The following is an 18,913-nucleotide window of genomic DNA, read 5'->3' on the forward strand; positions in this document are numbered from 1 at the left end:
CCCGGTGTGGAGCGGACCCGGGGCGCTGGCAGAATCGGGGGTATGTCAGCAGCCGTCCCCGACGACACCCCTGCGACGGAAGCGCCGGTTCGCCGCCCGCGCGTTCTGTCCGGAATCCAGCCGACCGCCGATTCCTTCCATTTCGGCAACTACCTCGGCGCGGTCCGCCAGTGGGTGGCGCTGCAGGACGACCACGACGCGTTCTACTGCGTGGTCGACCTGCACGCGATCACCGTCGAGTACGACCCGAAGGTGCTGCGAGCGCGCACCCGCCGGTCCGTCGCCCAGTTGCTGGCGGCCGGGATCGATCCCGAGCGGTCCACGCTGTTCGTCCAGTCGCAGGTGCCCGAGCACTCGCAGCTGAGCTGGGTGCTGGGCTGCATCACCGGTTTCGGCGAGGCGAGCCGGATGACGCAGTTCAAGGACAAGTCCGCCAAGGGCGGCGCCGACCGGGCCACGGTCGGCCTGTTCACGTACCCGATCCTGCAGGCCGCGGACATCCTGGTCTACCAGGCCGACCGCGTCCCGGTCGGGGAGGACCAGCGCCAGCACCTGGAGCTGACCCGGGACCTGGCGCAGCGGTTCAACCACCGCTTCGGCAAGACCTTCCGGATCCCCGAGCCGTACATCGTCAAGGAGACGGCGAAGATCTCCGACCTGCAGGACCCGACCTCGAAGATGAGCAAGTCGTCGTCCTCGCCGGCCGGCATCATCGACCTGCTGGACGACCCGAAGGTCAGCGCGAAGAAGATCCGCAGCGCCGTCACCGACTCCGGCCGCGACGTCGTGTTCGACCCGGAGAACAAGGCCGGCGTGGCGAACCTGCTGACCATCTACTCCGCGCTCAGCGGTCGCAAGATCAGCGAGCTCGAGGACGAGTACGCCGGCCGCGGCTACGGCGACTTCAAGAAGGACCTGGCCGAGGTGGTGGTCGAGTTCGTCACCCCGTTCCGGGAGAAGACGCTGGCGTTCCTCGACGACCCGGCTCAGCTCGACGCGATCCTGACCGCCGGCGCCGAGCGCGCCCGCGCGGTGACGGAGCCGACCCTGGAGCGGGTCTACGACCGGCTCGGTTTCGTCCCGTTCGCCGGTGGCGCCTCCCGGTCGGGCCGGTAGGCGCCGGATGGCGACAATCGGGGTCGCGATCCCGATCGTGGAACCCTACGGCACCGAACTGCAGAAGTACCGGGCCGAGTTCGGCGATCCGATGGCCTCGTCGATCCCGACCCACGTGACCCTGCTGCCGCCGACCGAGGTGGCCGACGCGGACCTGGCCGAGATCGACGACCACCTGCTCGAGGTGGCGGCCCGCTTCCCCAGCTTCCGGATCCGGCTCCGTGGTACGGCGACCTTCCGGCCGATCTCGCCGGTGGTGTTCGTCCCGCTGGTCGAGGGCATCTCGTCCTGCGAGCTGCTCCAGTCGCAGGTGCGCTCGGGACCGCTCGCGGTCGACCTGCGCTTCCCGTACCACCCGCACGTCACGGTGGCCCACGACCTGGAGAAGGACGCCCTGGATCGCGCGTACGACGCCCTGTCGGCGTACGACTGTGCCTTCGACGTCACCGAGTTCGGGCGGTACGAACACGGGGCCGACGGCGTGTGGCGGCCCCAACGCGGGTTCCCCCTGGCAGGCTGAATCCCTCGTCACGGGGTACGGGAGAACCATGGGCATCAAGCAACGAGCCAAGGCGGTCTGGGCACGCTTCAGCCGCACACAGCTGTGGCGGGCCTGGAAGCGGTACGGCGACCGGCGCGGCAACCGGCTGGCGGGCGCGACCAGCTTCTTCGCCTTCTTGTCGATGTTCCCGCTGATCGTGCTGGCGGCGGCGGTCACCGGCCGGCTGTTGAACAAGTCCGCGGTCAGCAATCTCAAGGACGCGCTGAAGACGAACCTGCCCGGTATCGGCGACCAGATCGACCTGGACTCGCTGATCAACAACGCGGGCACGATCGGGCTGATCTCGGGCGTCTCGCTGTTGCTCACCGGCCTGGGCTGGATCGACTCGCTGCGCGCCTCGATCCGCTCGATGCACGAACTCGACGACCAGCCCGGGAACGCGATCAAACTCAAGGGTGTGGATCTCGGGGCGCTGATCGGGCTCGGACTGATCGGCCTGGTCGCGACCGGTGCCTCGTCGGTGCTGACCGGGCTGTCGAAGAAGATCATCGACTGGACCGGCCTGGAAGGCACCTGGTTCGCCAACTGGGGTCTCGACGTGATCAGCATCGTCGTCGGGATCGGTGCGGGCGCGCTGCTGTTCCTGTATCTGCAGACCGCGCTGCCGCGGATCATCCTGCCGCGCAAGGTCGCGATGATCGCCGCGCTCGCCGGTGGAATCTTGTTCTACCTGGCGCAGAAGCTCGGCAACGGGTACGTCAAGAACGTGATCGGCAACAACGCGGCGTATGGGACGTTGGCTTTGCCGTTGGCGCTGCTGGTGTGGATCTACCTGATGACCCGGGTGATCATGCTGATCGCCGCGTGGACCAAGGAAGCCACGCTGGACTACCGGTGGCACACGGGTGAGGCCGAGGAGGCGGCGCGGGCGGCGATGCCGTTCGAGCGCGAATCGTCGGTGCCGGAGTGGCGGCGTACGGATGGCTTCGAGGCCGAGGACGACGGGTATCTGCCGGGGCCGCCCGGGAAGAAGTTCAAGGTGGTGCCGATCCCGGAGAAGAAGGCCGACACGGTCGCAGTGGCGGCCGGTGCCGTGCTGGGTGCTACAGCGACGGCGCTGGCCGTGCAGCTGGCCAGAGCGGCGCGCTCAGTACGCCGCTGAGCTCGTACCGCGCGGTTGGCGCGCCTGCGTCGGCGTACGCGGCGGCGTAGGGGCGTACGGCGTGCGGGTCGCGCGGCGGCGGAGCGGCGTACGGGCGCGGCAGCGGCGTACCGGCGTACTGGGGCTAGTGGCGGCGGGCTTTGAGGCGGCGGGCCTGGGTTTTGAGGGCGCGGGGGCGGCGGAGGAAGAGCGGCAGCAGGAGGACCGGCGGGGCCGCGTAGAACCAGACGGGGACGCGGAACGCGAGGGACTGGACGGCCTGGCCGTGCTCGAGGACTGTCCGGCTGCGCTTCGGCAGCGGCGTACGGGTCGACGACTTCTTCGACACGTTCGGGCCGCCGCCGGCTTTCGACTCGGTGGTGATCGGCTTGATCAGGGTGCCGACCGGCGTCAGTGCGGTGTAGTTCTGGAAGGCCCAGTCGAGCAGGTTCGAAGCCTCCTCGGTGATGCCGTGCGGCGAGTTCATCATCGTCACCACGATCCGGTGACCGCCGCGCTGGGCCGCACCGATGAACGTGTTGCGGGCCAGCGTGGTGTAGCCCGTCTTCACCCCGAGGGCGCCGTCGTAGGTGAAGAGCAGATGGTTCTGGTTGGCGACCTGGTAGGTGCCCGGCTTCTTGACCAGCGGGAAGTTCGTGTACTTCGTCGACGCGTACCGGGCGAAGTCCTCCCGCTCGAGCCCCGCCCGCGCGAACAGAGCCAGGTCGTACGCCGACGAGAGCTGCCCGTCCGCGTCGAGGCCGGTCGGGTCCGTCACGTGCGTGTCCAGCGCGCCGATCTGGTTGGCGAGCTTGTTCATCCGATCGATCGTCGCCGGAACGCCACCCTGGTCGTGCGTCGCCAGGGCGTGCACTGCGTCGTTCCCCGAGGCGAGGAACATGCCCTGGAAGAGCAGGTCGACGGTGTACTTACAGCCCGGGTACACCCCGACCTTGCTGCCCTCGATGCCCGCGTCCTGGTCCGTGCCGACCACCTGATCGGTCTTGTTGAGGCGGGGGAGCAGGACCAGCGCGGTGAGCGTCTTGAGCGTGCTAGCCGGTCGCAGCCTCGCATGTGGTGCCTTGGCGGCCAGTACCGCACCGGTGTCCAGGTCGGCGATCAAGAAGGCAGACGCGTGCACCGCCGGCGGCGTCGCTCCTTGTGCGACAACCGTCGGCCCCGTAGTCAGCTGCGCCCCACCAACCGGACTCTGCGCAGCCCGACCAGCAGCGGTCGCAGCCAGCGGACCCGAGACCACCAGTGCGGTGGTCACGCAGGCCGTCAGCAGGACACGCATCGGCCGCACTCTAGACGCCCAACAGTCCACCAGTCACACCCAGCCCCGCCGACCCCACGTACGCCGACCCGCTTCGCGCCTCCTACGACGGCCGCTCGATCCACCCCTCCAGAGGGCGCGAGCTCAGTTATCAAACGCTCGAGGCTTCGTCCGCTCGGAAGCTCTGTCGAGCAGGCCCCTGTCGTTAGATGGAAACTTCCCATCCGTATGTGCAAATTCGTTTCCAGCCAAGCGACCACCAGCCCTTTCCCAGCCGCCCGCAGGTTCGACGGCCGCTGCGAAGCGCGCCTATCAAATCCCCACTGATTGACAGCGCTGTGCACCTGACGCCTACGATGGGGGTTAATGGACTGGCCGTAGACCAATAGAATGTACCGGGAGCGATAGTGGCTGCTGATCGTGGGAAGTTGAGTGTGCAGGCGCTTCGGGACCTGGTGGAGCAGGGGCGCATCGATACGGTGCTGGTGGCGATCACCGATATGCAGGGGCGGTTGCAGGGGAAGCGGTGTGGGGCGCGGTACTTCATGGAGGAAGTGCTCCGGCACGGGACCGAGGGCTGTAACTACCTGCTCGCGGTCGATGTCGACATGAACACGGTCGACGGCTACGAGATGTCCTCCTGGGAACGCGGGTACGGCGACCTGCTGATGGCCCCCGACCTCGCCACCCTCCGCCTGCTCCCGTGGCTGGAAGGCACCGCACTCGTGCTCTGCGACGTGCAGTGGCTCGACGGCAAGCCGATGCCCGCCTCCCCGCGCCAGATCCTCAAGGCGCAGCTCGACCGCCTCGCCGAGCTGAATCTGAAGGCGTACGTCGGCACCGAGCTCGAGTTCATCGTCTTCAACGACACGTTCGAGGCCGCCTGGGACAAGCGGTACCGCGGCCTCGACCCGGCCAACCAGTACAACGTCGACTACTCCCTGCTCGGCACCTCCCGGATCGAACCGCTGCTGCGAGACATCCGCAACTCGATGGAGGGCGCCGGCCTGTACGTCGAGTCCGCCAAGGGTGAGTGCAATCTCGGCCAGCAGGAGATCGCGTTCCGGTACGACGAGGCGCTGGCCACCTGCGACAACCACTCGATCTACAAGACCGGGTCGAAGGAGATCGCGGCCAAGCACGGCAAGAGCCTCACGTTCATGGCGAAGTACGACGAACGCGAGGGCAACTCGTGCCACATCCACCTGAGCTTCCGCTCCACCGACGGGAAGGCCGTCCTGGCGGGGGACCGTGAGTACGGGTTCTCCCAGCTGATGGAGCAGTTCATCGCCGGCCAGCTCGCCTGCCTTCCCGAGCTCACCTACCTGCTCGCCCCGAACATCAACTCGTACAAGCGCTTCGTCCCCGGCAGCTTCGCGCCGACCGCGGTCGCCTGGGGTCTCGACAACCGCACCTGTGCGCTCCGCGTGGTCGGCCACGGCGAGTCCCTCCGCGTGGAGAACCGTCTCCCCGGCGGCGACGTGAACCCGTACCTCGCGGTCGCGGCCCTCATCGCGGCAGGCCTGCACGGCATCGAGAACGAACTCGAACTGGAACCGAGCTTCGAGGGCAACGCCTACGACTCCGACAAGCCGCACGTCCCGACCACCTTGCGCGAAGCGGCCGCCCTGTTCGCCGGGTCGAAGGTCGCGCGGGAGGCGTTCGGCGACGAGATGGTGGACCACTACACGAACGCCGCGCGAGTCGAACTCGACGCGTTCGACGCGGCCGTCACCGACTGGGAGCTGACCCGTGGCTTCGAACGACTCTGAAGGAAAGGAAAGAAAGGAAAGAAAAGCGCTGGGGGCGTCAGGAGAGGGAAGGAAAGCGCTGGGGGTGTCAGGAGAGGGAAGGAAAGCGCAGGGGGCGTCAGGAGAGGGAAGGAAAGCGCTGGGGGCGTCAGGAGAGGGAAGGAAAGCGCAGGGGGTGTCAGGAGAGGGAAGGAAAGCGATGGTGGGGTCAGGAGAGACAGTTCGGCCGCGGATCGGCATCACTACCTACCTCGAGCCGACCGTCTGGGGAGTCTGGGAACGCGAAGCGGCCCTGCTTCCCCGTGTCTACCTCGACGCCGTCACCGCGGCCGGCGGCGTACCGCTGCTGCTCCCGCCCGTGGGCACCGACCCGACCGTCCTCGAACTCCTCGACGGCCTGATCATCGCCGGCGGCTGCGACGTGGATCCGGGCTCGTACGCCGCGCAGCCGCACCCCGAGACGCTCGACACCCGCCCGGGCCGCGACGAGCACGAGGCGACCCTGATCAAGGCGGCACTCGACCTCGACGTGCCGCTGCTCGCGATCTGCCGTGGCCTCCAGATGCTCAACGTCACCCTCGGTGGAACCCTCCAGCAGCATCTGCCGGACGTGGTCGCCCACGACGAGCACCGCCCATCGCCCGCCGTCTTCGGCCAGACCGAGGTCAAGGTCGAGCCGGATTCGCTGACCGGCCGGCTGTTCGGCGAGCGGACCACGGTGCACTGCTACCACCATCAGGCCCTCGACATCGTCGCCCCCGCCCTCAAGATCACAGCCCGCGCAGGCGACGGAACGGTCGAGGCGGCCGAGGTCGAAGGCCGCGACTTCGCCATCGGGGTCCAATGGCATCCCGAGGAGAACCCCGAGGATCTCCGCCTGTTCACCGCTTTGGTTGCTGAAGGCAAGAAAAGGAGCGCGTCCCGGTGACGTACGACGTGATCAACCCCGCCACGGAAAAAGTGGTCCGGACGATCGAGCTCGCCTCGCTGGAGCAGGCCGATGCCGCGATCGAGAGAGCCGCCGCGGCGTACGCCGGGTGGCGGGCCGTGTCGCCCGCCGACCGGGGCAGACTGCTCAGACGGTTCGCCGATGCGGTCGACGCCGACCTGGAAATCCTGGCGGCCCTGGAGGTCGAGAACGCCGGCCACACGATCTCCAACGCCCGCTGGGAAGCGGGCAACGTGCGCGATGTCCTCAACTACTATTCGGCGGCGCCGGAACGCCTGTTCGGCAAGCAGATTCCCGTTGCCGGAGGCATCGATCTCACCTTCGCCGAACCGCTCGGCGTGGTCGGCATCATCGTGCCGTGGAACTTCCCGATGCCGATCGCCGGCTGGGGATTCGCCCCGGCGCTGGCGGCGGGCAACACCGTAGTACTGAAGCCGGCCGAGCTGACGCCGCTGACCGCCATCCGGCTGGGTGAACTCGCCTTGGAGGCAGGGATTCCGCCTGGTGTGCTGGAGATCGTGCCGGGCGCGGGGACCGTCGTGGGGCAGCGGTTCGTCACGCATCCCGCCGTACGTAAGGTCGTCTTCACGGGGTCGACCGGAGTCGGCAAGCAGATCATGGCCGGCTGCGCGGACCAGGTGAAACGCGTGACCCTGGAACTCGGCGGCAAGTCCGCGAACATCGTCTTCGCCGATTCTGACCTGGCGAAGGCGGCCGCGCAGGCCCCGTACGGCGTCTTCGACAACGCCGGCCAGGACTGCTGTGCGCGGTCGCGAATCCTGGTAGAGCGCACGGCGTACGACAAGTTCATGGAGTTGCTCGAGCCGGCCGTGCAGGGCGTCAAGGTCGGCGATCCCGGTGACCCGGCGACGGAGATGGGACCGCTGATCTCGGCGAAGCAACTGGAACGGGTTTCGAGCTATGTGCCGGACGACGCGGCCGTCGCCTTCCGGGGCAGCGCGCCGAGCGGTCCCGGTTATTGGTTCCCGCCCACGGTGCTGACGGCAGCACCCGGTGATCGCGTTGCGCAGGAGGAGATCTTCGGCCCGGTGGTGGCCGTGATCCCGTTCGAGGACGAGGCCGACGCGATCCGGATCGCCAACGATTCGCAGTTCGGGCTGTCGGGGTCGATCTGGACCAGGGACGTCGGGCGGGCGCTGCGGGTCGGTCGTGGCGTCGAGGCGGGCAACCTGTCGATCAACTCGCACTCGTCGGTGCGGTACTCGACGCCGTTCGGCGGCTACAAACAGTCCGGGCTCGGCCGTGAGCTCGGACCGGACGCGCTGGACGCGTTCACCGAGACCAAGAACATCTTCATCTCCACGGAGGACTGATGAGTGACGTAAAGGCGAGCCGCTTGGAAGGCCGCGTGGCGGTGGTGACCGGCGGCGCGAGCGGGATCGGCCTGGCCAGCGTACGGCGGCTCGCGGCCGAGGGCGCCAAGGTCGTCGTCGGCGACCTCGACCCGGCCGCGGGCAAGGCCGCCGCGGACGAGGTCGGCGGCCTGTTCGTGTCGGCGGACGTCACCAGCGACGCCGAGGTGGAGAACCTGTTCAAGCAGACGTTCGACACGTTCGGCAGCGTCGACATCGCGTTCAACAACGCGGGCATCTCCCCACCCGAGGACGGCTCGATCCTGGAGACCGGGCTGGACGCGTGGCGCAAGGTGCAGGAGGTCAACCTCACCTCGGTGTACCTGTGCTGCAAGCACGTCATCCCCTACATGCAGCGCCAGGGCAAGGGCTCGATCATCAACACGGCTTCGTTCGTGGCGGTGATGGGCGCGGCGACGTCACAGATCTCGTACTCCGCGTCGAAGGGCGGCGTCCTCGCGATGAGCCGTGAACTCGGCGTCGAGTTCGCCCGCGAGGGCATTCGCGTCAACGCCCTCTGCCCGGGTCCGGTGAACACCCCGCTGCTGAAGGAGCTGTTCGCCAAGGACGAGGAGCGCGCCAACCGCCGGCTCGTGCACGTCCCGATGGGCCGCTTCGGCGAGCCGGAAGAGATCGCCGCCGCGGTCGCGTTCCTGGCCAGCGACGACTCGTCCTTCATCACCGCCAACACCTTCCTGGTCGACGGAGGCATCTCGGGCGCTTATGTGACTCCGCTCTAAGCTATTGGGGTTTTCAACGGGGAGAAGGTGAGCTGTGACGGTCGCGGAACCGGGCAACCGGGCAGACGAGGCGTTGTTCCGCCCGGTGCGGGCCGGCAACCCGTTCGAGGAGACCGTCGAACGATTGCTGCAGGCAATCAAGCTGGGCGTCGTCGCGCCCGGCGAGCGGCTGCCGTCCGAACGCGACCTGGCCGCCCGGCTGAACGTCAGCCGGGTCACCCTCCGCGAAGCGATCCGCGCACTCACCGAAGCCGGCTACGTCGAGTCCCGCCGCGGCCGGTACGGCGGAACCTTCGTCAACTCGGTGCTCCCCAAGCCGCGCCGCGTCTCGGCGAAACAGCTCACCCGCGAACTGGGTGCCGGCGTGGACGACGCCCTCGTACTGCGGTCAGCCCTCGAAACCGGAGCCGCCGAAGCAGCCGCGTCCCGCGAACTCACCGAAGCCGAGGCCGACCACCTTCGGCACTGCCTCGCCGAGACCTCCTCGGCATCACTGGCCGACTACCGCCGGATGGATTCGCGGCTCCACCTGGCGATCGCGGAGGTCAGCGGCTCCCCGTCGCTGACGTCGGCCACCGCCGACGTACGAATGCGCCTCAACGAACTCCTCGACGCAATCCCCTTGCTGGCAGTCAACCTGGACCATTCCAACCACCAACACGAGGCGATCGTCGAGGCAATCCTGGCCGGCGACCCCGACGCGGCCCGCCAGACCATGCAGGAACACCTCTCCGGCACAGCGGCCCTCCTGCGCGGCTTCTTGACCTGATTGCTTGACACGGTCTGGGTCAGGTGTCTCAATGGGGCCTAAAGGTCTGCCTGAAGACCATTGGTTCGATTGCGCCGCCACTCCGCCAGTAGTAGTACCGAGGAGGCCCTCGTGAGCAACGACAAGACCGAAGTGAGCACGGGCAGTACCGCGCTGAGTGAGGACGAGAAACGCCTGCACCAGCTGGGGTACGCGCAGGAGTTGTCCCGGACGATGTCCGGTTTCTCGAACTTCGCCGTCTCCTTCACCATCATCTCGATCCTGTCCGGCTGCCTGACCCTGTACGGCTTCGGCCTGAACACCGGGGGGCCGGTGATGATCGTCTGGGGCTGGCCGATCGTCGGCATCATGACCTTGCTGGTCGGCCTCGCGATGGCCGAGGTCTGCTCCAGCTTCCCGACCGCGGGCGGCCTGTACTACTGGTCAGCCAAGCTCGCGCCGTCGAACGGGGCGGCCTGGTCCTGGTTCACCGGCTGGTTCAACTTCCTCGGCCAGGTGGCGGTGACGGCCGGGATCGACTTCGGCGCGGCCTTCTTCCTGAACGCGTTGCTGGACCTGCAGTTCGGCTTCTCCGCAACGCCGGGACACACCATCCTGCTGTTCGGCCTGATCCTGCTGGTGCACGCGCTGCTGAACTCGGTCGGTGTGAAACTCGTTGCCAAGCTCAACGATGTCAGCGTCTGGTGGCACATCGTCGGCGTGGCGTTCATCGTCGTCGTGCTCGCGTTCGTGCCCGACCATCACCAGTCGGCCGGGTTCGTGTTCGGGCACTTCGTGAACAACACCGGCTGGGGTTCCACCTTCTACGTCGCGATGCTCGGGTTGCTGCTAGCGCAGTACACCTTCACCGGGTACGACGCGTCCGCGCACATGACGGAGGAGACGCACGACGCGGCCCGGTCCGGCCCGCGCGGCATCGTGATGTCGATCATCGTCTCGCTGGTGGCGGGCTGGGTGCTGTTGATCGGGCTCACCTTCGCGATCCAGAGCTACGACGGGGCGCTCAACAGCGACACCGCCGTACCGCCCGCGCAGATCTTCATCGACGCGGTCGGCTCGTCGCTGGGCAAGATCCTGCTGCTGGTCGTGGTCGGCGCGCAGTTGTTCTGCGGGATGTCGTCGGTGACGGCGAACTCGCGGATGATCTACGCGTTCTCCCGCGACGGCGCGCTGCCGGCCTCGTCCTTCTGGCACAAGATCAACCCGAAGACCCGGACGCCAACCAATGCGATCTGGCTCGCCGCGGTCGGCGCGTTCCTGCTCGGCCTGCCGTACCTGTGGAACGCCACGGCGTACGCCGCTGTCACCTCGATCGCGGTGATCGGGCTCTACATCGCCTATGTGATCCCGACCCTGCTGCGCCTGCTCCAGGGCGACCGCTTCGTGCGGGGTCCGTGGCACCTCGGCCGGTGGAGCAAGCCGATCGGCGTGATCGCGATCGTCTGGGTCGTCTTCATCACGATCCTGTTCATGCTGCCGCAGGTCAGCCCGGTCAGCGCGAGCACCTTCAACTACACCCCGATCGCCGTGCTGGTGGTGCTCGGCTTCGCCGGCATCTGGTGGCTCGCGTCGGCCCGGAAGTGGTTCACCGGCCCCAAGGTCCAGGGCTCCGAGGAGGAACTCGCCGCGATCGAACGCGACCTCGAGTCGATCTGACCCGATCAGGCCGGGCCGCTCGACTGGCACTGATCGGCCAGCGCCGGTCGGTCGGCCGCAAACCTCGCGACCCGCCCGGGCCGCCGCCCTCGTCGGCGCGGCTCCGGGCGGTTTTTTGGTGTGAAATCGGGCGACACGCCGAGCGGGCGCGCATCTGTGAACTGCGGCGCGCAGAACAGAAAGGTAACGAGGTGATGGCCGATGCGTCTCTATATGTGACACTCGCCGTGTCCACTGGCACTCGACTGTGATGTCGGCGAATGTAATCCTTCGGGGAGAATGTTGATCGATGACTGACGACGAGCTGGTCGGGCGCGCCGGACTGGTCGAGCGTGCCAAGAAGCAGCTCGAGACCAGTGGCTCCGTGCTGCTCTACGGGCCTACCGGGATCGGGAAGTCCGCAGTAGGCCGTGCGTTGGTCGCCGAGCGCACCAGGGCCGGCTGCCGCATCCTCAGCGCCGCCCCGTCGCAGAGCGAAGCTGCCCTGCCGTATGTCACTCTCCTCGATCTCCTGTCCAACCAGCTCGAGCTCGCCTGGCAGGTGCTGCCCGACCACCTCCGGCAGCCGCTGGAGGTGGCCTTGCTCAAGGCCAGCGCTCCCGACACCGTCCGGGACGAGCTGGCCGTCCGGCTGGCCGTTCTGCACGTACTACGGCGTCTGGCGGCCTCAGGGCCGGTCCTGCTCGTCGTGGACGACATCCAGTGGGTCGACCCGTCCAGCCTCGAGGTGCTGACCTTCTGCGCGCGCCGGCTGACCGAAGGCGTGCACATGCTCGCGACGGAGCAGGTGGCCGACGGCGACCTGCCGACGATGGCCGAGGCCTGCCCCGAGCCCGTGCTGCAGCTGGAGGTGCCGCCGCTGGTCGAGGCCGACGTCCTGTCGCTCCTTCGCCAGCGCCTGTCCAGCCCGCTCCCGGTCCGAACCGCTCGCCGCATCTTCACCGCCAGCGACGGCAACCCTTTCATGGCCCTGGAGCTGGGCCGCGCAGTACTGCGTCACCCGCAGGGCGTCTCGCCGAACGACCCGCTGCCGGTGTCGAGCCGCCTCAAGATCCTCCTTGGTGACCGGCTCGCGGACCTCAGCCCCGCGACCCACGAAGTACTGCTGCACGCCGCATCCTCGCCACGACCCACCACGACTCAGCTCAGCCAGTCGCTGTGCCGCTCTGTCGACGTCGAGCTCGCCGAAGCGGAGGACCTGGGCCTGATCGACGTCTCCGAGCAGCGGCTGCGCTTCGCCCACCCATTGCTGCGCGAGTTCGTGTACGCCGAGGCGACGTCCGCCGCGCGACGCCAGGCCCACGCCCGGCTGGCCGCGGTGGTCGACGAGCCGGTGGAGAACGCGACCCATAGGGCTCTGGCGACGCAGGAGGCCGACGCGGACCTCGCCAGCACCATAGAAGCGGCAGCAGCAGTCGCGGGCGCGCGTGGTGCCCTTGGAGCGGCTGCGACGCTGTGGCGACTGGCTGCTGAACGTACGCCGCCGATTCTTCAGGACGAGCGGGCCCGGCGACTCACGCGCGCTGCGGACGATGCCGCCGCTGCCGGGCACCTGGTGGAATCGGCGGAGATGGCGCGACTCGCAGTACAGGCTGCCAGCCGGCCGGAGACCAAGGTGACCGCGCTGCTGCTCTTGGTGGACGCGGCGTGGCCGGAGCGGGAGCAGCGGATCGAGTTGCTCGCGCAGGCGTTCGAGGCGGCGGCTGGTGACGACCGACTCGAAGCACGGGTGCGGATTGCCCGCAGTACGAGTGCGTACTTCGACCGGCGGTTCGACGAGGCGCGGGAGGACGCCCAGGTGGCAGAGCAGCTTGCTCGCGCTTGTGGTGACACCGAGGCGGTCGTGGACGCTTTGAGCGCCGCTAGTTCCGTGCAGATCGCCGCGGGTGGCGAGACGACCTCGGACGAATTGCTGGAGCAGGCCGCGGAGCTGTCGGTTGGCCTGCCGTTGACGAAGACAGTGCTGGGTGCGCGGCAGATGGCCGCTATGCGGGAACTGTTCCGCGGCCACAACCAAGAGGCGATCACGGCAATCACCGCGCTCCTGGACGAGGTACGGGCGGGTGGTGCTGTCCGCTGGCTCGCCTCGGCGCTGATCTCCGCCACCGCGATCTACGAACGCAGCGGCCACGGTGCACAGGCACTGGCCGCGGGCCACGAGTGCTACCAGTTGATGCAGGACATCGGCGACGAGCCCGAGGTCGGCCTGGTCATCGCCTGCCGCGCCGAATGGGCCGGCGGTACGGCGACCATGGCGCGCGAGCTGGCCGAGGCAGCGCTCGAAGGTGTCCGCGTGGTCGGCAACGACGAATGGATCGGCCCGGCGCTCGCGGGGATGGGGCAGGTCGGCGTACTGGCTGGTGACCCGCAACGGGCGGTCGAGGCCTTCGACGCGATCGCCGACTGTGGCGAAGGAGCGATGCCGTACGACCCCGCCGTGATCCCGTGGCACGCCGACTATGCCGAGGCGCTCGTCGCTGCTGGGCGTCTGGACGACGCGGCCCGGCTGATCGCCGAGATCCGCCAGCGCGCGGAGACCCTGGACCGCGGCGTGGTCCTGATCGGCCTGGCCCGTTCGGAAGCGTTGCTGATCGCCAAGCAGGGCGACCCGGCGGCAGCGCTCGACCTACTGGAGAAGACCGTCGTCACGGCCGGCGACCGCGTCTACCCGCTCGACATCGCCCGCTGCGAACTGACCCGCGGCCGGGTAGCCCGCCAGGCCCGCCGCCGCTCAGTCGCCCGAACCGCCTTCCTCGACGCGATCGAGCAGTTCGAGACGTACGGCGCGCCCGCGTGGCGCGAGGTCGCCGAAACCGAGCTCGCCCGCCTCGACGTCCCGAGCCGCAGCCGCCAGCCCTCCGAACTCACCGACAACGAACAACAGATCGTCGCCATGGTCCGGGACGGCTCCACCAACCGCGAGATCGCCGCCGCCCTCTACCTCAGTGTCAAGGCCGTCGAATCCCAACTGACCCGCCTCTACCGCCGCTTCGGCGTAGCCAACCGCACCCAACTCCTCCGCACAGTAGACCGCAACGGCCCCGACCTAGCCCCCCGCTGAGGTCACTCCAGTGCCCGCCGCTGGCTCTAGGCGTTATGGGTAGAGGGGTTCGCCGAGGAGCTGTTCGGTGAGGTGGTGGAGGTTGGTGCGGGCGGTGGGGTCGTAGGCCTGGGGGTCGGCTTTGGCTGGGTGGTCGATAGAGAAGTAGGCGCCGGTGACGGTGGCCAGGGTCGGGTCGTGGGCGAGTCTGCTGGTGGCTTTGATGCCGGTCTCGAGGGTGTCGATGGTGTGTCCTACGAAGTTCAGCACCATCTTGGTGGGCATGTAGCTTCCCGGGTGCAGGCTGTTGACGGTGAGCTGGTCGGCCGGGAAGCGCTCGGCGAGATCGAAGCCGAACATGATCAGCGCCAGCTTGCTCTGGCAGTAGGCGCGCATTCCGGAGTAGCCGAGGGTCAGCATCGGATCGGTGAAGTCCAGTGCCTGTTGGCCGGCCGACGCCACGTTGACGATCCGGGCGCCCGGCCGAGTACGAAGTACGGGAAGTAGCCGGGCAGTCAGCAGCGCCGGCGCGAGGTAGTTCACAGCGAACCGCAGCTCGTGTCCTGCCGTGGTCGTGGCTCGCGTGACCGGGGCTGGCGCGCCGGCGCCGATACCGGCGTTGTTGATGAGAACGTCGATGGCGAGCTGCCGTCCGATGAGGTCGTCAGCCGCTTTCCGTACGTCGTCGAGCTCGGCGAAGTCCGCCAGCACGGTGTGCACGGTGACGCCGGCACCCCGGAGCTCGTCCGCGAGTTCGGCCAGCGCATCGGGCCGGCGGCCGTGCAGGATCAGTTGGGCGCCGCGCCGGGCGAGATCGTGTGCCAAGCCGCGGCCGAGACCGTCCGTGGCACCGGTGATCAGGATCGTTCGATCAGCGAGCGATGTCGTCATTGGTCGCCTGTCGGGGTGAGGAGGGTGACGAGTTCGGTGACGAGATCGTCGTCGAACTCGGTGGGCAGGATCAGCAGTCGGTACCAGATGACGCCGAAGACGACGTCCACCAAGGTGCTGGTCCGTACGGGTGCGGGCCTGCGGCCCTCGTCGCGGGTCAGGATCGTTGTCAGAGCGGCGCGTCGATGGTCGACGAAGGTGGCGCGGAATCGCTCGGCGAAGTCCGGATTCAGCTGGGCCTCGGCGGCCAGCGCACGGAGCAGTTCCACCACTTGCGACATCCGCCCGAACCGCAGCGAGGTCGTCAGGAACTGGCGCAGGTCGGCCTCCAGGGACCCCGTGTCGGGGATCGGGATGTTCACCTCGACCTTGTGCAGCAGCGCTTCCATGACGACATCGGCCTTGGTCGGCCACCAGCGGTAGACCGTCTGCTTGCCGACGCCGGACTCCCGGGCGATCCGCTCGATCGACAGCGCGGCGTACCCGTCGGTTCCGATGATCTGAGTCGCGGCCGCGAGGACCGCCTGCCGGCTGACCTCGCTGCGTGCCCGGCCTCGAGCAGCCCGTTGCGTTTCCATGAGCACCAGCATACGCTAAACATTACGAACCGTCTCGTATTGAATTGGAGCTTGTGGTGGATGTAGTGGTTGGCAGGACGGCCTTGGTCGTCGGCGGGTCCTCCGGAATCGGGCTGGAGACGGCGCGGCAGCTGGCCGCTCGCGACTACACGGTGCACATCGTTGGCAGGGACGCCGAAAGACTGTCCAAGGCGGCCGCCGAGGTACCGGGGCTGGTGACCCACCAAGCAGATGCCGGCGACAAGGCTGTGATCACGGCACTGGCGTCGGCGCTTGGTCGCGTGGATGTTCTTGTGGTGACAGTCAGCGGCTCGGAAGGCGTCGGCGCCTTCGCCGACCTCGACCTGACGACGCTGCGGCGAGCCTTCGACGCCAAGTTCTGGGCCCACGTGACGACGATCCAGGCCGTCCTGCCGTACTTGGCGCCCCAGGCATCGATCACGCTCGTCGGCGCCATCACGGCCCGAGCAGCGATGGCCGGTACTGCGGGAGTCGGTGCCCTCAACGCAGCGGTCGAAGCACTGGTGAAGCCGCTCGCGGTGGAGCTTGCACCGTGCCGCGTCAACGCGGTCTCACCGGGCTTCGTCGACACCCCTTGGTGGGAAGGCATGCCCGAAGCGGATCGAGTCGCCTACTTCGACCATGCCGCCAGCGTGCTGCCGGCCCGGCAGATTGCGACGGCAGCCCACATCGCCGAGGCGGTCGTCCTGGCCGCGACCAACCCGAACCTCACCGGCACAGTCATCGAATCCGACGCAGGAGCCCGCTTGGTCAGCATCTGACCGGCGCTCACCCACGCATCCGGCTTCGACAACTTCCAGCTCGAAAGCGCCCTCGCCGGCCTGTCGCGTTCCGGCTGATCGAACGGATTGGCGCCGTCACCGACGCGCCGTTCGCCACGATTCAGGACCTGCCCCTGACGGCCATCGGCACCCTGATCGAGCGGGACGTCAAAGAACTGCTCGGCGACGTCACCGCACCACCACCCCCACAGCCGACCAACGGCTACCTGTGGTGACCAGCACTGTCACTTGAACGCGCTGTGTACGCGCTGTGTACAGGGAAACCCTTGTGGTGACCCGCGAGTAGGTGCGGGAGGGTTGCTGGGGGTGGGGCGGACGCAGGAGTCTCGTGTGCACGTGGAGGGTTCGCCCTTGTCGGGGCGGCCGAGTGAGGTGCGGCCGCCCCGTTACGTAGTACTGCGTAGCCTGGCGGGGTGAAACTCGAACGCAAGCACGCCCTGGTACTCATCGGCATCGCCGTCTGGAATGTGGTCACGTACGTGACGTTCATCAAGAACCTGGCCGGTACCGAAGGGCGGCCGACCGGGTACTACGTGGCGCATACCGTGTTGATCATTGTGAATCTGGTGATCGCCGCTGTGCTGGGCACCTGGGGGGTCAGGGCGTACAAGGCGACTCGTAGTACAGGGGTCAAGGTCTGACGAACTGGCCGGGGGAGACGCCGAGCATCTTGCGGAAGTGGCGGGTCAGGTGGGACTGGTCGTAGAACCCTGCCAGGGTTGCGACTTCGGAGGGTGGGCGACCTTCCAGGAGATAGCGGCGGGCCAGGTCGACGCGTCGGCCGGTGAGGTAGCGGTGCGGGGGCATGCCGTACTCGCGGGTGAAGGCGCGCACCAGGTGGGTCGGATGCGCGTGTACCAGGAGCGCTGCCTCATCGAGGGTGATGCCGGTCGGCAGATGGCCGTCCAGGACGTCTCGTAGCCGGCTGGCGACTCCTGGGTCGCGGCGATCCGGCGGGGGAGTCACCTGACGGCGGAGGTGTTGTTGGAGGCGTTGCTCGATCAGGGCCAGGCGGCTCTCGGATTCGAGCGGTTCCGTGCCGTTGGTCAGTACTTCGTGCAGCTGGTGGATGCGCCGGCGTAGTACTGGATCCACGTACTCCGGGCGGTCTACGGCCGCGCCGATGAGGTCGGTGCCGAGTCGTGAGGGCTCCAGGTAGAGCACCCGCTTGCGGAAACCTTCGGGGCGTACCGAGCGGCCGTCGTGGGGGACGTTCGGTGGTAACAGCGAGACCTGGGCCTGAGCGAGGCCGTGCTCGCGGTGGTCGAGGTCGTATCGCACGACGCCTTCGTCGACGATCAGGACGGTCCAGGCGTCGTGGGTGTGGCTCGGGTACGCGTGGGAAGGGAAGTAGGCATGCAGTACTTCGACGACGCCGTCCAGTTCCGGCCGCCAGGCATGTACCTGTGCACTTCCGCTCACCCTTCAGAACATACGCTGCTCCGGTGAAGGTCTACATCAGCGCGGACATGGAAGGCATCACCGGGCTGGTCGACGCGGAGGACGTCCAGCCACCCGGGCGGGACTACGAGCGCGGGCGCGTGATGATGACCGAGGACGTGAATGCCGCCGTCCGCGGTGCATTCGCTGCCGGAGCGTCGGAGGTGCTGGTCAACGACGCGCACGGGCCGATGCGAAACCTGCTACCCGACCTGCTCGACCAACGCGCCGTACTGATCAAGGGCCGGCCGAAGGTGATGGGCATGATGGAGGGCCTGAGCGCGGAGTACGACGCTGCGCTGTGCATCGGGTTCCACGCGCGGGCCGGCATCCTCGGCGTTTTGAGCCACAGCTTCATGGGTCACGAGATCGAGGACATCTGGCTCGACGACCGCCCGGTCGGCGAGATCGGGCTGCTCCATGCGACGGCGGCCGCGTACGGCGTACCGGTGGTGCTCCTGACCGGGGACGACGCTGCGTGTGCCGAGCTGACCGCTTGGGATCCGTCGGTCGCCACGGTCCCGGTCAAGTACGCCAAGGACCGCTTCGCCGCCCAGTTGGTCCCCGTCGCCGAGGCACGCGCCGCGATCGAGGATGCATCGGCGAAGGCTCTGAGCTCTCGCTTCAAGGTGCCCACCGTCGACAACCAGGATCGGACCCTCGCGGTCCGCTGGCAGTCCGCGTCGGTGGCATCGCATCTCCCGGCGATCCCCGGCGTCGGCAAGCGAGACGACCGCACAGTCGAGGTCACCGGCACGATGCCCGACCTCTACCGCCTCTTCAACCTCTTCCTCCGCGTCGCCACCGCCATCACCTCCAACCCGCCCTACTGCTGACTTGGTTAGAAACGTACAAGACCCGGCGCTCGGTGCGACGGCAAAGTGAGGT

Annotated in this window: 17 protein-coding genes; 13 read left to right on the forward strand and 4 right to left on the reverse strand. The window is 68.0% G+C overall.

Annotated elements, in window-relative coordinates; genetic code table 11:
* The first annotated feature begins 42 nt into the window (after window positions 1–42).
* Genes trpS through DIZ26_RS26750 form a run of 3 tightly spaced genes read left to right on the forward strand, consistent with a single transcriptional unit; the run spans window position 43 to window position 2,780 of the window.
* Window positions 43–1,116 (forward strand): tryptophan--tRNA ligase, encoded by a 1,074-nt coding sequence (gene trpS, locus DIZ26_RS26740; RefSeq protein ID WP_112246370.1) that lies wholly within the window; start codon window positions 43–45, stop codon window positions 1,114–1,116.
* Window positions 1,117–1,123: 7 nt separating this feature from the next.
* Complete coding sequence (locus DIZ26_RS26745; RefSeq protein ID WP_112246372.1) at window positions 1,124–1,636, forward strand: 2'-5' RNA ligase family protein; 513 nt, start codon at window positions 1,124–1,126, stop codon at window positions 1,634–1,636.
* A 28-nt stretch (window positions 1,637–1,664) separates the two neighbouring features.
* On the forward strand, window positions 1,665–2,780 hold the full coding sequence (locus DIZ26_RS26750; protein WP_112246374.1) for a YihY/virulence factor BrkB family protein: 1,116 nt from the start codon (window positions 1,665–1,667) through the stop codon (window positions 2,778–2,780).
* Window positions 2,781–2,904: 124 nt separating this feature from the next.
* Here DIZ26_RS26750 and DIZ26_RS26755 read toward each other — a convergent pair whose 3' ends face one another.
* Window positions 2,905–4,056 (reverse strand): D-alanyl-D-alanine carboxypeptidase family protein, encoded by a 1,152-nt coding sequence (locus DIZ26_RS26755; protein WP_112246376.1) that lies wholly within the window; start codon window positions 4,054–4,056, stop codon window positions 2,905–2,907.
* Window positions 4,057–4,442: 386 nt separating this feature from the next.
* Here DIZ26_RS26755 and DIZ26_RS26760 point away from each other — a divergent pair, with 386 nt between their 5' ends.
* The 7 genes from DIZ26_RS26760 to DIZ26_RS26790 all read left to right on the forward strand — a co-directional run bounded on the left by DIZ26_RS26760 (window position 4,443) and on the right by DIZ26_RS26790 (window position 14,334).
* The gene (locus tag DIZ26_RS26760) at window positions 4,443–5,807 is read left to right on the forward strand and encodes a glutamine synthetase family protein (RefSeq protein WP_112246377.1); all 1,365 of its coding nucleotides are present in this window, start codon (window positions 4,443–4,445) and stop codon (window positions 5,805–5,807) included.
* Window positions 5,808–5,985: 178 nt separating this feature from the next.
* Window positions 5,986–6,714 (forward strand): gamma-glutamyl-gamma-aminobutyrate hydrolase family protein, encoded by a 729-nt coding sequence (locus tag DIZ26_RS26765; RefSeq protein ID WP_112246379.1) that lies wholly within the window; start codon window positions 5,986–5,988, stop codon window positions 6,712–6,714.
* Window positions 6,711–8,069 (forward strand): aldehyde dehydrogenase family protein, encoded by a 1,359-nt coding sequence (locus DIZ26_RS26770; RefSeq protein WP_112246381.1) that lies wholly within the window; start codon window positions 6,711–6,713, stop codon window positions 8,067–8,069. The genes DIZ26_RS26765 and DIZ26_RS26770 overlap by 4 nt, the downstream gene beginning before the upstream one ends.
* Window positions 8,069–8,848 carry a 3-oxoacyl-ACP reductase gene (locus tag DIZ26_RS26775; RefSeq protein WP_112246383.1) on the forward strand — a complete coding sequence of 260 codons (780 nt, stop codon included), beginning with the start codon at window positions 8,069–8,071 and terminating at the stop codon, window positions 8,846–8,848. Before DIZ26_RS26770 ends, DIZ26_RS26775 begins: the two co-directional genes overlap by 1 nt.
* 34 nt (window positions 8,849–8,882) lie before the next feature.
* Window positions 8,883–9,617 (forward strand): FadR/GntR family transcriptional regulator, encoded by a 735-nt coding sequence (locus DIZ26_RS26780; protein ID WP_112246385.1) that lies wholly within the window; start codon window positions 8,883–8,885, stop codon window positions 9,615–9,617.
* A 111-nt stretch (window positions 9,618–9,728) separates the two neighbouring features.
* Window positions 9,729–11,273, forward strand: coding sequence for an amino acid permease (locus DIZ26_RS26785; RefSeq protein WP_232828617.1), 1,545 nt, complete (start codon window positions 9,729–9,731; stop codon window positions 11,271–11,273).
* A 289-nt stretch (window positions 11,274–11,562) separates the two neighbouring features.
* On the forward strand, window positions 11,563–14,334 hold the full coding sequence (locus DIZ26_RS26790) for a helix-turn-helix transcriptional regulator (protein WP_112246387.1): 2,772 nt from the start codon (window positions 11,563–11,565) through the stop codon (window positions 14,332–14,334).
* A 33-nt stretch (window positions 14,335–14,367) separates the two neighbouring features.
* On the opposite strand, the gene DIZ26_RS26795 is transcribed toward DIZ26_RS26790, so the two are convergent.
* A complete protein-coding gene (locus DIZ26_RS26795; RefSeq protein WP_112246389.1) occupies window positions 14,368–15,204 on the reverse strand; it encodes an SDR family NAD(P)-dependent oxidoreductase in 837 nt (278 codons plus the stop codon).
* Window positions 15,201–15,782 carry a TetR/AcrR family transcriptional regulator gene (locus DIZ26_RS26800; protein ID WP_112247129.1) on the reverse strand — a complete coding sequence of 194 codons (582 nt, stop codon included), beginning with the start codon at window positions 15,780–15,782 and terminating at the stop codon, window positions 15,201–15,203. Before DIZ26_RS26800 ends, DIZ26_RS26795 begins: the two co-directional genes overlap by 4 nt.
* A gap of 56 nt (window positions 15,783–15,838) precedes the next feature.
* Between DIZ26_RS26800 and DIZ26_RS26805 the strand changes: the two genes are divergently transcribed.
* Complete coding sequence (locus DIZ26_RS26805) at window positions 15,839–16,564, forward strand: SDR family oxidoreductase (protein WP_198676299.1); 726 nt, start codon at window positions 15,839–15,841, stop codon at window positions 16,562–16,564.
* Window positions 16,565–16,998: 434 nt separating this feature from the next.
* Window positions 16,999–17,226, forward strand: a complete 228-nt coding sequence (locus tag DIZ26_RS26810; protein WP_112246393.1) for an SCO4848 family membrane protein — start codon at window positions 16,999–17,001, stop codon at window positions 17,224–17,226.
* On the opposite strand, the gene DIZ26_RS26815 is transcribed toward DIZ26_RS26810, so the two are convergent.
* A complete protein-coding gene (locus DIZ26_RS26815; protein WP_112246394.1) occupies window positions 17,216–18,007 on the reverse strand; it encodes a helix-turn-helix transcriptional regulator in 792 nt (263 codons plus the stop codon). The genes DIZ26_RS26810 and DIZ26_RS26815 overlap by 11 nt on opposite strands.
* Before the next feature lie 23 nt (window positions 18,008–18,030).
* Between DIZ26_RS26815 and DIZ26_RS26820 the strand changes: the two genes are divergently transcribed.
* Window positions 18,031–18,861: a M55 family metallopeptidase gene (locus DIZ26_RS26820; RefSeq protein ID WP_112246396.1), complete on the forward strand. Its 831-nt coding sequence runs from the start codon at window positions 18,031–18,033 to the stop codon at window positions 18,859–18,861.
* The last annotated feature ends 52 nt before the right edge of the window (window positions 18,862–18,913 follow it).

Origin of the sequence: Kribbella monticola, assembly GCF_003261635.1 — a bacterium.
Classification (GTDB): domain Bacteria; phylum Actinomycetota; class Actinomycetes; order Propionibacteriales; family Kribbellaceae; genus Kribbella; species Kribbella monticola.